Origin of the sequence: Roseinatronobacter domitianus, assembly GCF_023336755.1 — a bacterium.
Classification (GTDB): domain Bacteria; phylum Pseudomonadota; class Alphaproteobacteria; order Rhodobacterales; family Rhodobacteraceae; genus Roseinatronobacter; species Roseinatronobacter domitianus.
In genome coordinates, this window is record NZ_JALZWP010000029.1 from 1 (window position 1) to 14,847 (window position 14,847).

Here is a 14,847-nt window from a genome sequence, read left to right on the forward strand (position 1 = left end):
CATGCGTCATGATCCCGCTGGAGCCGCCATCGTCATCATGTTGCGCAGCCTGAAGATGCCGGGCATGGCGCAGGCTGTGCAGGACCTGCATGAGCAAGGATCGCCTGCATTCGAGACCGCCATGCCAATGCTGTCACAGCTGCTAAAAGCTGAAATGGCCGAGCGAGAGGTGCGATCGACCGCCTACCACATGAAGGCGGCCCGCTTTCCGGCCTATAAGGACCTCTCCGGCTTCGATTTTGCCGCCAGCGAAATCCGTGAATCCTTGGTCCGCCAGCTCCATCGCTGTGAGTTTCTGGATGGGGCTGAGAATGTGGTGCTGATCGGGGGGCCAGGAACAGGGAAATCCCATGTCGCAACGGCCCTCGGCATTCAGGCCATAGAGCACCACCGTAAGCGCGTGCGCTGCTTCTCGACAGTCGAGCTGGTCAACGCCTTGGAACAGGAAAAGGCCCAGGGCAAGACCGGGAAGATCGCCGAGGCGCTGGTCAAAACCGGCCTCGTGATCCTGGACGAGCTGGGATACTTGCCATTCAGTGCCTCCGGCGGCGCCTCGCTCTTCCACCTGCTCAGCAAGTTATACGAACGCACCAGCGTCATCATCACCACGAACCTAAGCTTCAGCGAATGGGCAACCGTCTTCGGCGACGCCAAAATGACCACCGCGCTGCTCGATCGCCTCACCCACCGCTGCCACATTCTGGAGACCGGCAACGACAGTTACCGCTTCAAGGCCAGCTCCGAAACAGCGAAAAAGAAACGGAAGGAAACACCACAATTGACCCCAACATGACACGCAGAACATAACAACTGGGTGGGTCAGTTCTCGGTGACAATGCCGGGTCAGTTCTCAGTGACAATCAACAACATCCGCTCAAGGTCTGGGGAATACAGCCGATCTTAGGTGCAATGGCCGCAATCGCGCCCGCCTGCGTTTCGTATGAGCCTTGATGCTCGAACACCATCCGGACCGCCCGTGCGCGGACCTCGGGTGAGTAGCGATTTGCCATTTTGCTTTTTGTCATCACAACCATCCTTACTTAAGTTGATGGTCTCCGACAAACTCGGGGCGATTCACAGCTTCAAAAGCTATGCAACAAGACGCAAGGTGGCGCAGGGCTGTCAGCCTCCGGGTGGGACAAACCCTGATCATTGTCATTCGAAAATTCGCAAAGCGAATTATCGACTTTCTGACACTCTGTTGAGCAAGGTTGACATCCAGATCGCTAAACCTGCGGCACAGGTGGATGCGACGGCCAATCCCTGCCATGCAAGCAGAAAGCCGTGCTCTTGAACGACCCAACCAAACGCCATGGGCCCAACAACACCACCGGTAAACACACCTGCATGCGTCATTCCGGTCGAGGCCCCGACAGAGCCTATGCTCGCGCGTCCGATGGCCAGCAAGACCAACCCGGACCAGCCCCAACCAAAGCCGAAAGCCAGAAGGGCCGAAAAGGTCAGAAGCGGAAGTGTCTGCCAATAGGCCAAGCCCAGATATGATCCTGTCCCGACCATCAACAATGCCGCAACCACCCACATAAGCGGTAGGTTCCAACGGTCGACCAACCCTCCCAAACCGACACGCACTGCGACACAAAACAAGCTGCCCGCTGCAATTACCAAACCCGCATCAGATGCCGAGTGGTCTTGTTCCGTGATTGCAAGCGCAAGGAATGCGGCCATCGCGTTCGATACGGCGGCTGCAAGGCCCATCATGAGGGCCAGGATCAGCAGAATTCGGCCGGGAAGTCGCTGCCGACCGACATTGCCCGTTTTGGTCCGCGGTTCGCGACCTTTGGGCGTCATCAGCAAGACTGCAAGCGCGGTGACAACCGACAGCATGAACGCCCAGCGCCACCCCACGCTAAGCCCGATAACCGGAACGGCTATTCCACCCAACATGGTGGAGAGGGGGATTGCCGCTTGCTTCAGGCCATAGGCCAGACCTTGCCGTTTGGTCGGTATGAAGCGCGACACGATGACATTCGTTGCTGGCTGGATGGATCCATTCATCAGCCCACCCAGCACAATCAGCGCAACGACCATTTCAAAGCTGTCAGCGATGAGTGCCATGAGGATTCCACACAGCGCAACCACGGCCAGAGACAGATTGGTCACACGCCACACGCCAGCCGTATCCGCGAAAGGTGCCAGGAAAAGTGCCCCCACGGCAGCCGCACCATAGAAGGCTGCGACTGCGATACCCAACATGAAGGGCGTCAGACCCAAATCATCCGTCATCAGCGGTGCAAATGCACCCAGTAGAAATACCGGCATGACGGATGCGATCTGCGCAATGAGGCAGACGGTCATTACGCGTGGTGCAGAGGCAGAGTCAGGCAAGGGGTGGCCGCTACTGCGCTGCGTGTCGTCAGCGCTCTCCACACTATCCGGCAAGGGCACCGCGCCTATGCTTCATCTCGATTGCTACGACACAAGCGCCGAACAAGGCCAGTCCGACGAGGTCTGTCTGCCAGGTTGCATAAATCAGCGTTATCGAACTTGCCAGGAAGACCAGCCTTGTGATGACACCCAGAGTGTAGCGCAACCACCCGATCACCGCGATCGAGAGCGCCGTAATCCCTATCACGGCTGTGAATATCGTGCGCACCACCTCTAGCGGCGGGCCATATGTCAACAGCCCCGGACCATATACGAACATATAGGGGATCAAGAACGCAGATATTCCAAGTTTAAACGCCACAAGCGACGTGGTCCAGGCATTGGACCCAGCTATTGCCGCCGCCGCATAGGACGCCACTGCGACCGGCGGTGTGATAGAAGATTTGGCGGCGCAGTAGATGATGAACAGATGCGCGGCAACAACCGACACCCCCATTTCCGTCAAACCCGGTGCCAGCAGCACCGCAAGGACGATATAGGCACTGGCGGTCGGCATGCCCATTCCCATGATCACGGCGACCACCATGGTCAAGAACAGCGCCAGGAACACCCGCCCCCCCGACACTGAAAGAATGATCTCAGCCATCCGCACACCGAGACCCGTCATGATGATGATGCCCGCGATAATGCCACCTATCGCGCAAGCCGTGGTAATCGGTGCAATTATCCGCGGCGCGTGATCCATTGCGTCGATCACCACATGAACAAACCGCCCGCGCACCTCCGGGTCCAGAACCACGATCAGCCCAAGAAGTGAGATCACCGCCCAAAACCCTGCCATGGTAGGGGTGTATCCCTGCCACAGCAGAGCGATCATCACGACAATGGACAAGATCAGATAGCCGCGCTGACGCAAAATCTCGATCGCGGTTGTTCCGTCAGTATCAACAGGCGGGCGCAAACCCAAGCGATGCGCCTCCAGATGAACCATCGTGTAAATCGCAATAAAATACAGCGCGGCAGGCACGATTGCGACGCGCATGACCTCGACGTAAGGAATATTGGCGAATTCAACCATCAGAAAGGCAGCCGCGCCCATGATGGGCGGCGTTAGCTGCCCCCCGGTAGAGGCCGTCGCTTCTACCCCGGCGGCGAATTCCTTGCGATACCCGGCCTTGCGCATGGCGGGAATGGTGAAAGACCCTGTCGTCACCACATTGGCAGGCGAGCTGCCCGAAAGCATGCCCATGAATGTGCTTGCGACAACGGCGGTCTTGGCCGGGCCACCCATGGCTTTGCGGGTCATTGCGGTGGCCAGATCGGTAAAGAAACTGCCCGCACCAGAGGAGAGCAGCAAGCTGCCAAGCAGCACGAAAATGAAGATGTAATTGGCCGTCACCGCGATCGGCTGATTCCAGATGCCGTCTTGCGTCAGATAGGATTGCTCCAGCACTCGCTGGTAGGAAAAGCCGTTGTGATTAAGCGCACCGGGCAAGTGGTTTCCAAAAATCGCGTATAAGATAAAAACCAGCAACACCACGACCAGCACCCAGCCCACGGTGCGGCGTGCAGCGTCCAGCAATCCGATGATCAACCCCGTGCCCAGTATTATTTCCAGCGGCGTCAAGGCTTGCACATAAGTGAACCGGTTGCCGGGGTAATGCGGGTCAAGGAACAGATAGGCGGTCGCGGCCACTGAAATGATGACCATCAGAACATCCCAAAGCGTGCTTGCGGTGCGCCGCCACCCTGTAAGTTTGTCGCGGGAACTGGCTGCGCTGGCCAAAAACAGCACCACAAGGGCGAAAAAGACGTGAACGGGATAGTGAAAATCCGACATGGGTGTGCCGATATAGGCGACAACCATGTGATATGCAGACATGCAGACTGCGGCGAGAAGTGTTGCAAGGCGCAGCCCGGTCGAAATGCGGTCATTGCTTTCAAAGCACCGCGCCCACGCAGATTTGGTCTCTTGCATTTGTCGGTTTTCCACTTTGCCGGAAGCTTCGGAACATCTGTAAGGGGCACCGCGATTGCAGTGCCCCGCGCGTGTTTATGATCGGAAGATTAGCGCAAGCCGGCTTCGGTATAGTAGCGCTCGGCACCCGGATGCAGCGGTATGCCCGCGACACTTGCCATCAATTCCGGCGTCAGATCAGTGAGCGCGCCATGCATCGGTGCCAGCCGCGCCGTATTCTCGGCAATGATGCGCACGATCTCGTAGGCCAGTTCTTCGTCCATATCATCGCGCACCAAGATCACAGCCCCGGTAGAGATTGTCTGAACATCTTCGCTCAGCCCCGGATAGGTGCCTGCGGGAATAACAGCCTGTGCAAAAGTGGGGTATTCGGCGCTGATCGTGGCATAGGCGTCATCTTCGATAGGCAAAAGCCGCATGGGCACGCTCTGAAACGCCTCTGTGAACGTGCCGCTTGGCATACCCGAGGTGGCATGGAAACCGACCGCGTTACGGTCGCGCACCATGTTCGCCCCTTGCGCGGGCCCCCCCCGCACAACGATATCCATATCGTCCTCTGTCATGCCATATGCGTCCAGTGCGATCCGGAAAAAGGTCGAAGAGCCCGCACTTAGGCCCTGCGATGCAAAAGGCTGGCCTGCCAGTTCCGGAATGGAGGTGATCTCGCTTTCAAGCGTTACCGCGATCTGGGTATAGTTCAAATGGGTGTAGCCCAAGGCGCGAATATTCTGGAGCGGTGCGGGGAAAGGTTCCTGCCCAGCCATGGCCATGCCGAAAGAGGGCGCGAAGGTGAAGCCCAGTTCTGCGTCACCCTGAGAAACCGAGATCGGGTTAGAGTTGCCGCCACCCGGTTCCGCGCTGACCGATATGCCGTTTTCGGACAGAACCTGCGAAATTGCGACCCCGATAGGGTAGAAGGTGCCACCGGTATTGCTGGTTACGAAACGCATTGTCTCTGCCAATGCAGGCGCGGATGCCAAGGCGGTGCCTGTCATCAATGCAAGCGCGAAAGCCTTGGTCTTGAAGCGGGGCTTGTATAAGTCGGTCATGTCTTTCTCCTTGTCGATATGGATTATGTCGGCGTTATTATTGTTGGTTTTGGTGCGCTAGGCTGACCCTGCTGGTCAGCTAGCAAGCACAGGTCGATCAGGTCCGTCACCGCGCCGCCCATATGCAGGGCGTCGCACGCGTTTAGTATGTGTCGGGTCTGCTCTGGCCCCAAAGATTGGGCGACATTGGCGCGGAACTTTGCGGCAATCTCTTCTGGTGCCAGCGGGTGTTCGGCGCTGCCTCTATTGTGGTTCTGGCCCAGTTCCATCTGTGTGCCGTCGTGCAGCTTCACATGCAAAGCACCCCGAAACTGGCCCGGAGCGGTCGGGGTGGGGTCGGGCTGTGGCATGATGCGCGCCGCCAGGGACAACACATCGGCGTCCTTCAAGGCATCAGGTGCAAATGCATCCAGAGAAAGATCGCCACGCACCAGCGCGGCGGCAATACAGTATGGCAGGCTGGCACGCGCATGTGTCGGGGTTTGCGGCGCAACCTTGGCCGCGCGGGGTTCGCACACAACCGGCATATACCCCGGCTGAATGGGCGCCACTATCTCTGCAATTTTGTCGCCGGTCACGCCACGTTCATGCAGGTTCAAAGCCAGATCCACATAGGGATGAATGACATGTGCGCAAGCATATGGCTTGAGCGAGCAGGACTGTATTTCCCAGCCTATTCCCAACCCGCGGGTCAGTGCAGGCATGTCCAGCGTTTCATCGGGGCGCTGCACGTGGCTTTTGAACAGCCCGAACCGGCCTTCCAACACGCTGGGCGGGCCTGTGAAGCCGTTGGCCGCCAGGGTTGCCGATACAATGCCGGCATGCGCCGCCCATCCAGCATGAAAGGTCTTTACCCAACTTCCATCGGCGAAAGATTCAAGTATGCCCGATGCTTGCGATCCGGAAATGCCCATTGCATGCACGGCTGCCTGCGCATCCAGCCCCATGATCTTTGCGGCCACAAGCGCTGTCGCGGTCGGACCCAGAACTGCGGTCGGGTGAATCCCGGAGCGATGGAATGCCATAGGCGCAACCATGCCAAGGCGGCAGAAAATCTCATTGCCCATAACGACGGCCACCAAAAGCGCGCGACTGTCCAATGCGTGGGTCTTGGCCAAGGCGAAACAGGTGGCAACAACCGGGCTGCTGGGGTGAACCAATGTCGCGTTATGCGTATCGTCATAATCCAGCGCATGGCCGAATGTTCCGTTGACCAGTGCAGCAGTGCTGGCGGGAACCTTCAGCCCCATGGGCAGGATAGCCGCATCCGCACCGGTGCCAAAAGCGGGGGCGGCGCGTAATATCGCCTTGCCCAACGGTTCTGTGCTGCCTGCCACCATGTTTCCGATGGTGTCAAGCACGCGGGCTTTCGCATCCGCTATCAGAGGGGCGGGAATATCTTCGTAGCGCAGGCCCAAGGCCCAATCGGCAATCCTTTGGGCATATGTCGGGCCCGCGTTCATGCCGAGGTGCCCGGTTGCGGACGCGCTGCCGAAAACCAGTCGGCCATCTGCGAACTGTTCACGAAAACAACGTCATCGCGCGCCAGCAGCAAGTCCAGCATGCGCCCGAAATATAGCGCCCGATGTGGCACACCTATCAGGTGCGGGTGCAACGCAAGGGTCAGCACACGCACGGCACTTGACCCTTCGGCATCGAACTGGGCAAGCGTATCAGCCAACCGGTCATACATTGCAGATGACGGCTCGTTTCCGATGGCATAGATCGGCACGTCATTCATATCGAGGCTGTAGGGCAGCGCGATCATCGGGCCGTGCGATGTCGTCATCCAATGAGGCACGTCATCAAGCGCCCAGTCATGCACGCAATCAATTCCGTTGCGCTTCAGGGCCTCAGGTGTTTCCGTCGTCTCGGCCAGTCCCGGCCCCAACCATGCCCGAACTTTCTGGCCCGAAAAGTCGCGCAGGATCTGCAGGCTTTGCGCAATAATTGCTTCCTCGTCGGGTTCCAACGACAAGGCGCGTTGTGTCAGGCCATGGCCAACAAACTCCCATCCGTCCGCCAGCAAAAGCTCTGCCAGTTGCGGATAGGTCCGCACCACGCTGGCATTCAGCAACGCGCCACCTGTCAGGCCCCGCGCACGCATCATGTCCAGAATGCGAGGCATTCCGGCACGCAGACCGTATTCCACCCATGAAAAATTGGGCACATCCGGGCTGACCGCTTTGCCATGCGGCGGCGGTAGAACCGTGCGTGGCATGGCACGCTCAAACGGCCAATGTTCCACATTGAGTGCAACATGCACCAGCAACGAACGTCCGTTCAGCTTGGGCAAGTGGCCGGACGCGCCAGATATCTGAAAGGGGATCCTTGGATTGCTCATTTCACGAGTCACCTTTAGTAGTTGCTTTAACAACTTCTTTATTTCGCACAGCAAATACAACCTTTAAATTCTGAGCACGGCTCATGCGGTCAAAATCAATGCGCAGCACCATGGATGGCCTATTTTTCAGGCGGGGCGGCATGATGTCAGCAAATCGCCATGGCAACGGCCAGCTCTGGTGTGCTGGCGGCGCGATCAATCGTCCAGCCGAGCTGAAAGATGCGCGCGACCTCTGCGCTCGCCGCCCGCCCGGCAACGCAGGCCTCGAACATCTCACTGTTCCTGATCTGTGAAACCCGCTTTTATACATGTGCGGAAAGGTCGATCCGAACAGCTTGCACTCTTCTTTGAACCCGGCACAACACGCGCTTGCAAATTGCGTTCCGCTGACACCGCCCAGCTCCTGAGACATGATCCGGGCGGCAGTCAGCGGCGGAATTACGGGATGGGTCAACAGCCCATACACATGCGCAAGATCGCACGAAAGCTGCGTATCTTCCCAATCATGGGCATGGCCCGATGCGCTCATAACCTGCGCTGCTACACTGGCGGGCACTTTCAGGTTTAGTGTGCCCAACAGCGCCACTTCGGTCGCGCCGCCCTGCAAGCACGCCTGCTTAGTCAATATCTGGACTGAGTGTTCCTCTGTCCCGGCAATGATAAGGCCAACATCGTCAATCATGCAGCACCGCGCACTCTTGGCTGCTGCTTCCGGAATTTTGCTGAACCGTAACAATTCCGCAAAATGAGCCGCAGTTTCGGTGATTTGTGTCTGCGTCATTGCTCTGCTTATGTTGTGAAACTGCCAGTCGTGTTTGGTATGGGCCAGCGCAAAGGCCTGTGGTTTGCGCTTACTTGTTTGCCGGCGCCGCTCATTATTGTACCAAGGCTTGTTCGAGCCACGCAGCATGGCCCACCAAGACGTCATCGCCCCCCACGAAGCCCGCAATCTGAACCCCAAATGGCAGCCCGGCCACGCTTAGGCCCGGAATGCTCCAGGCCGGGGCGCCCATGAAGCTCCATGGAACCTGAAAGCTACGGCTACCACTAAAGGCGAAGCCCTTAGGCGCCGGGCCAGATGCGGCAGGCATGAGAATTGCGTCATAGGTGTTGCGCAATGCTACAAGCTGGGCCAGTGCCGCGTCGCGCAATGACAGCCATTCGCGATATTGCGCCAAGGTTGTCTGTTCAGCCTGAGCCAAAAGCCCGGTGATCTTTTCCCCCAACAGACCCGGCCAGCGCGCGGCATAACCGGCATAGGGCCATCGCATGTCCCAACCCATCATCCCGCTGGAGGCATCGAAAATACCATTCAGGATTTTCACCAAATTCGCGGGAAGCGCGGCCTTGGTGGAACAGTCCACCACGACACCGGCATCCGAAAGCCGGCCAAGCATAGCTTCGAAAATCGCGTCGCAGCCAGAGTCCAACTCATCAAAGGCTGCCATCCGCATTACCGCCACCCGCGCCGGGCGAACCGGGTCCGCTTTGCCTGTCAGGCCCTTATGTCCGGCGCCTGGGCAGAAATCTGATACAGCGCGGCAAAGGTTCCATGTGTCTGCCACACTGGCACCAAGCGCGCCCAAATGGTCATGAGACCCCGATACCGGGTGTATGCCAGACAAAGGCAATACGCCAAAACTTGGCTTGTAGCCAACTGCCCCGCAATAAGAAGCAGGGCGCAAAATCGACCCTTGAGTTTGCGTCCCAAATGCCGCGGAGACCATCCCTGCACCGACCGCAGCGCCTGATCCGCTGGATGACCCACCCGGACTGCGCTTCAGATCATGAGGGTTGCGGGTCGGCGCGGAATTCCCCGACGCGAATTCCGCGGTTTCGGTCTTGCCCAAGATGACAGCCCCGCTGCGTCGTGCGGCGCGCACACAGGATGCGTCTTGGAACGCGGGTGCTGTCTGTTCAAATACCGGGCTGTTCATCCGCGTCGGAAACCCCGCAACATCTATGATGTCTTTGACCCCAATCACCATCCCGTCAATCTCGGACAGTGGCGCACCGGCCTTCCAACGCTGTGTCGCCGCATCTGCATCACGCCGGGCTGCGGCCACATCAAGGGAGCGGAATGCCCGCACCAATGCATCCATGCCCGCCACCTCTTGCAGATGGCGCTCCAATGCAGCGCGTGGCGTATCGCGACCCGCGCGGAACTCTGGCAAGAGCGTGTTGAAGGGGCGGCATGTCGGCATTGCGGTGTTGATCCCAAGCTTAATGACACGCAAACGCTACCGCTGTTATGTCATTTGTCAACAATTTATGCTGTGTAATGCTGCAACACCATCTCAGATCTGACGCTACAATTTGTGAATTTATTTCGCGTTTTCAGCATGGTGTCGCGAAACGCAGGCTGCGCCTTGCTATTTCCAGTGCGGAGGTGTTGACAGAATAAGCTCAATAATTATACGAACAAATCCCCGGAAAATATCTGTGCGTCAACGGTACAGGCGGGCACTGCCCATTGCCGCGTCGGGAATTTCAGACTGACAAAGGACTATGCTAGATTGTCTGGCTTTGATAAGGCTGGCAGCCACCTTCGAGAAAAGACTGCTTATTTAATATCAGGATACGCTTATTCATGTCTGCCGAAGACCTCTCTGCTGACCTTCTGAACCCCATGTCCCTGACCGAGCTTGCCCGGCAGAGGCTGGAGAGCATGATCCTATCCGGAGAGTTGGGCGCAGACGAACGGCTGAACGAAAAAGCTCTTTCGACACGCTTTGGTATTTCGCGCGGCCCCCTAAGAGAGGCGATCCGGGCATTGCACCACGCGGGCCTTGTCGACATGATCGCCAACCGCGGTGCATTTGTGCGCAAGGTTTCATTGCGCGACGTGCTGGAGATTTACCATATCCGCGCCGGGTTGGAACGCGCTGGCGCGAGATTGGCTTGTGAAAGCGCGCGAGCGTCCGATATTGAAGTGCTGCGTGACCTTGTCAAGCGCATGGATATTGCCGAACATGAGCAGGATTATGAAACCTATTTCGACCTGAATCTACAGTTTCATAACGTCATCCACGACCTGAGCGGCAATAGCCGCCTGATCCGGTTATATGCACAATTGTCACAAGAGCTTAGCCTGTTCCGGCAGCATACAATTATGCAATCACGGATGCAGGCCTCGAATGCGGAACACCATATAATCTTGCAAGCCTTTGAAGCGGCTGATCCCGAGGCAGCGGCGGCTGCGATGGAAGAGCATGTGCTAACCTCCGCAGTGCGACTAAGGCTGGTGCTGTCACCGCAAAACCAAAGTGAGAAGCAGGGTCCTAGGCCCGCATAGAAATATGGGCGCAATCGCCAGGGACGTCAGCGCTTGCTAGGTTTCAGTGCCGTCGCGCAGACAGGGCATATCAGACCCTAAACTGTCTGTCTGGCTGGCTGGCTTGCTTCTCTGCTTTGGTGGAATTTTCTGCCTCTCTGGCACCCTGCTAAATTTCATTTGCGCCTGAGAGTTCATTTTATTCCGTCCGGGTGAATGGTTTCGAAGGTGCTCGATGCTGCGTGGCGCAAGGTGCTGATCCTTGTGGACCGGGCGAATGCGAGGGCGGAACTGGCACCACCGCAATCTTCGGGGCTGTTGTACTGGCCGCCCGAATGCCGCATGCATGGGGCTGTCGACATTGACCAAAATGATGCGCGTGCCGCCACCAAGACTTACGGAGTGCCAGCGCGTGCCCAGATGGCAGGCAGCGCTGACATCTTGTCATATTACCCATCAGGCGTGGGCAGTCAGCCATTTTGCATGTTGAGCCAGATTGTGATCGCCGCCGCCAAAACCGGCAAGCTGCAACCCGAATGGCATGCCGTGCACCGACATCAGCGGCAAGCTGAAGGCCGGAAACCCGATGAACGACCAATAAAGAAGCAAGGTGCGCGCCCCGGTATATTCGAACCCCTCTGGCGCGGGTCCAGAAGCAGCAGGCAGCACCAGCGCATCGTAGCTGCGCGAAAGCTCGTTCACACGACGACGCAGGTCTTCGCGCTCTGCCCGAATAAGCCGATATTCATCCAAGCTAACCTTGTGCCCAAGCTTGACCAGTTCATGCAGCCGTGGCCCCATCTGTTCAGGCGCCGCGTCAAGATAGCTGCGATAGGGCCAGCGCATGTCGAAGGCGACCATTCGGATGGAAACATTCACGACATGGTCGAGGCGTTGCATCAGGTCGGCAAGATAAGCATCTTGAGCAGGCTCCACCACGGCTACGCCAAGCGCTCGAAGATCGTCAAGTTTCTGCTCAAACGCGGCAAGGCTTGTCGCATCCAGATCTTCAAACCCTTTTGTGCGGGCAGCCGCAGGGCGTTGCCGCAGGTGATCCAGTTCTGCGCGTCCAGCGGCAGGAATTCTGCGAGGGCTTCTTTCTGGCCGCGATAGCGCACGTCGCATTGGTATTCCGCGATGATCAGCGCCAGTCGCGCGATTTCAGCCGAAAAATCGCGCAGTTCGATCCCGCGATAGTTGGTCAGGGGAATGTCGGTGCGGCGCAGCGGCTCGCCACGCCGCTTGTTAATCTCATATTCCAGCGCGCGCATTTCCTTGTAGGCGATGACAAGGAAGTTGCCCGACCCGCAGGCGGGATCGAAGACGCGGATCTTGGCCATGCGCGCGCGCAGATTGGCCAGCTTGCGCGCGTTGTCGCCCGCAGCCTCCAGCTCTGCGCGCAGATCATCGAGGAAGAGCGGGTTCAGCACCTTCAGGATGTTCGGCACCGAGGTGTAGTGCATGCCAAGGACCGAGCGTTCCTCCTCATCCGCGACGGCCTGAATCATCGACCCGAAGATGTCGGGGTTGATCTGCGTCCAGTCGAGGCTGCCGATATGGGACAGGTAGCGCTGCGCGATCTTGGAAAAGCGCGGCACCTCGGTGCTGCCCGAGAACAATCCGCCGTTGACATAGGGAAAGGCATCGGCCCAGCGGGGCAGCCTGGCCTCGGCCCGATTGGGGATGGCCGTGTTCATCGCGCGGAAGATTTCGCCGATAACTTCGTGCGTGTTCGACCCATCGCGGTTCGCCATCTGGTCGATGGTGGCGGTGAACAGGTTGTCGCTGACGAAAATGTCGGTGTCTTCGGCGGAGAAGCAGAAGATCAGCCGCGCCATGAAGTGGTTCATGTCATGGCGCTTTTCCGCGCTGCCCCAGTCGGGGTTGTCCTTGATCAGCTCGACATAAAGCCGGTTGAGACGGCTGGTCGCACGGATATCAAAGGCGCTTTCGCGGATTTGCTTGACGGTGGAGATACCGGCGAGCGGCAGGAAGAAACCGAAATGGTCGGGAAAATCGGTGTAGCGGCAGGCGATGGTTTCCCCGGTGGTGATGTCCTCGGCCTCAAGGTCGATGCCATCGGTCGCGAGGATAAACTTGGCCTTGGCGCGGGTGGTGGCAGGGCTGTCGCGCAGCACGGTGAGGGTGGCTGCAATGTCGCCCGGCGCGCAGGTTTTCAGGTGGATGTTGTTGGTCTGCAGGACGCCGCCAATGTCGGACTTGTTCGACGCGCCGGTTCGCAGCCGCTTGATCGTTGTTTCCTTGTTGCCGAAGGCGATCAGGAAAGCGTAAGGAAACTCTGCCGCGGCAAAAGGCTGCTCGGCGAGTTCGGAAACGGCTTGTTCAATCTCAACGGCGTTCATTCGGCAATTTCCTGGCACCAGCGTCGTACATCGTTACCCGATCTCCGACATGCAGACGATCATAAAGAGATGCTTTGTTATGCGTGGTTGGCCTGCCTTGTTCAAGAAAAGTGGGCATATCAGCCATAACCAGCGCCCGTGAACTCAACGCAAGACTACTGCTTGAAACAGTTCTGGCGGTGCCAGGTGACAAATTCTGGCCTTGGCCTATGAGCCAATCGATCCGGCGCCAAGAGCTTACCAGTCGAGTTGATCATGGCCTTTACAGCACTGAGGTCGTTGCTTTGCCTCGAAACGAGCACGGTCAGGTCGTCGGCCAAGCCCACCATACCGCTGTCGAACATCCAATGCGCGGTTCCAGATAGCGCAAGCCCGTTGCTGACGATGTCAGGACCATTTTGTTCAACAGGCTGAATATGGGCAGCCTGAACCTCGGCACGCCCACCGCCGTTGATAATGCGCAGGCCCGTTATGGCGCAGCGTTCACCATAGGCTCGCAACACGGTCTTTCTGAAATTGCGATCGCGGATTCCGCGGTTGGTAAGCTGATTAACGCGTTCCTGCACAGGAAGGTGGTGAAATGGGGCCGCCTGGTCCTGAAAACCATAGGACGAATACCCTTCTCCATCACGAGGCAAAATATCTTCGTCCCGCCCTAGGGTCAGGATTCATAACCAGTATATGACGACGGCTGCGAGCGCGATGGCCGAGAGGAAGACCTTGGGACACCTGTCGTAGCGGGTTGCCACGCGCCTCCAGTCTTTGAGCCTGCCGAACATAATCTCGATCCGGTTCCGGCGTTTGTAGCGGCGCTTGTCGTATTTCACCGGTTTCTTTCGTTGTTTCCGCCCAGGGATGCAGGCGCGTATCCCTTTGTCTTTCAACACATCTCTGAACCAGTCGGCGTCGTAACCTCGGTCTCCGAGCAGCCATTCGACCTTTGGCAAACCGCCCAGCAATGCCCGTGCGCCGATATAGTCACTGACCTGTCCGGCGGTGACGAAGAGGTCGAGCGGTCGTCCCTGGCTGTCGCAAATGGCGTGAAGCTTGGTGTTCATACCACCTTTGGTCCGGCCAATCAGGCGACCGCGCCCCCCTTTTTAGCGGCCATGCTGGTCGCTGTTCAATGTGCCTTCAGGTAGGTCGCGTCGATCATAACTGTCTTCTGTTCGCCGTGCTCGGCAGCCAGCCCCACCATCATCCGCGCGAATATGCCCTTTTCGCTCCAGCGCTTCCAACGGCTATAAAGCGTCTTGTGTGGGCCATAGGCTTCAGGAGCATCGCGCCACCTTAACCCATTGCGGTTGATGAAAATTATTCCGCTCAGAATCCGCCTGTCGTCGACCCTTGGCTTACCGTGCGACTTTGGAAAGTAGGGCTTCAGACGCGCCATCTGTGCGTCGGTCAGCCAGAAAAGATTGCTCATGTCACCGCTCCGTTTTCGGAGCCGTGAATCACGCAGCGCTCGGGAAATCAATGCATCCTGACCCTAG

Annotated in this window: 11 protein-coding genes and 3 pseudogenes; 2 read left to right on the forward strand and 12 right to left on the reverse strand. The window is 58.0% G+C overall.

Annotation, left to right across the window (positions count from 1 at the left end):
- Position 1: 1 nt before the first annotated feature.
- Positions 2-793, forward strand: coding sequence for an IS21-like element helper ATPase IstB (gene istB, locus M3N55_RS15885; protein ID WP_249060854.1), 792 nt, complete (start codon positions 2-4; stop codon positions 791-793).
- An 82-nt stretch (positions 794-875) separates the two neighbouring features.
- Here the strand turns inward: istB and M3N55_RS15890 are convergent.
- The 8 genes and pseudogenes from M3N55_RS15890 to M3N55_RS15925 form a co-directional block, all read right to left on the reverse strand.
- A pseudogene (locus M3N55_RS15890) lies at positions 876-1,025 on the reverse strand (transposase); the annotation flags it as partial.
- 154 nt (positions 1,026-1,179) lie between these two features.
- Positions 1,180-2,316 (reverse strand): MFS transporter, encoded by a 1,137-nt coding sequence (locus M3N55_RS15895; RefSeq protein ID WP_249060857.1) that lies wholly within the window; start codon positions 2,314-2,316, stop codon positions 1,180-1,182.
- Between the two features lie 73 nt (positions 2,317-2,389).
- Positions 2,390-4,324 (reverse strand): TRAP transporter permease, encoded by a 1,935-nt coding sequence (locus tag M3N55_RS15900; RefSeq protein WP_283164004.1) that lies wholly within the window; start codon positions 4,322-4,324, stop codon positions 2,390-2,392.
- Positions 4,325-4,413: 89 nt separating this feature from the next.
- Entirely contained in the window at positions 4,414-5,373 is a 960-nt protein-coding gene (locus M3N55_RS15905) for a TAXI family TRAP transporter solute-binding subunit (RefSeq protein ID WP_249060859.1), read from the reverse strand.
- 23 nt (positions 5,374-5,396) lie between these two features.
- Positions 5,397-6,836, reverse strand: a complete 1,440-nt coding sequence (locus M3N55_RS15910; protein WP_249060860.1) for an MmgE/PrpD family protein — start codon at positions 6,834-6,836, stop codon at positions 5,397-5,399.
- Entirely contained in the window at positions 6,833-7,717 is an 885-nt protein-coding gene (locus M3N55_RS15915) for a polysaccharide deacetylase family protein (protein ID WP_249060861.1), read from the reverse strand. The genes M3N55_RS15910 and M3N55_RS15915 overlap by 4 nt, the downstream gene beginning before the upstream one ends.
- Position 7,718: 1 nt before the next feature.
- Positions 7,719-8,627 (reverse strand): MmgE/PrpD family protein, encoded by a 909-nt coding sequence (locus M3N55_RS15920; RefSeq protein ID WP_249060862.1) that lies wholly within the window; start codon positions 8,625-8,627, stop codon positions 7,719-7,721.
- The gene (locus M3N55_RS15925; protein WP_249060863.1) at positions 8,593-9,921 is read right to left on the reverse strand and encodes an amidase; all 1,329 of its coding nucleotides are present in this window, start codon (positions 9,919-9,921) and stop codon (positions 8,593-8,595) included. Before M3N55_RS15925 ends, M3N55_RS15920 begins: the two co-directional genes overlap by 35 nt.
- Before the next feature lie 386 nt (positions 9,922-10,307).
- Here M3N55_RS15925 and M3N55_RS15930 point away from each other — a divergent pair, with 386 nt between their 5' ends.
- A complete protein-coding gene (locus tag M3N55_RS15930; RefSeq protein ID WP_249060864.1) occupies positions 10,308-11,012 on the forward strand; it encodes a GntR family transcriptional regulator in 705 nt (234 codons plus the stop codon).
- 435 nt (positions 11,013-11,447) lie between these two features.
- Here the strand turns inward: M3N55_RS15930 and M3N55_RS15935 are convergent, their stop codons facing one another.
- The 4 genes and pseudogenes from M3N55_RS15935 to M3N55_RS15950 all read right to left on the reverse strand — a co-directional run bounded on the left by M3N55_RS15935 (position 11,448) and on the right by M3N55_RS15950 (position 14,780).
- Positions 11,448-12,116, reverse strand: a complete 669-nt coding sequence (locus M3N55_RS15935) for an amidase family protein (RefSeq protein WP_428982684.1) — start codon at positions 12,114-12,116, stop codon at positions 11,448-11,450.
- A pseudogene (locus tag M3N55_RS15940) lies at positions 12,020-13,354 on the reverse strand (DNA methyltransferase); the annotation flags it as partial. The pseudogene M3N55_RS15940 and the gene M3N55_RS15935, both read right to left, overlap by 97 nt.
- 155 nt (positions 13,355-13,509) lie before the next feature.
- Positions 13,510-13,992 (reverse strand): HNH endonuclease, encoded by a 483-nt coding sequence (locus M3N55_RS15945; protein ID WP_249060866.1) that lies wholly within the window; start codon positions 13,990-13,992, stop codon positions 13,510-13,512.
- Between the two features lie 30 nt (positions 13,993-14,022).
- Positions 14,023-14,780 (reverse strand): annotated as a pseudogene (locus M3N55_RS15950) (IS5 family transposase).
- Between the last annotated feature and the right edge of the window lie 67 nt (positions 14,781-14,847).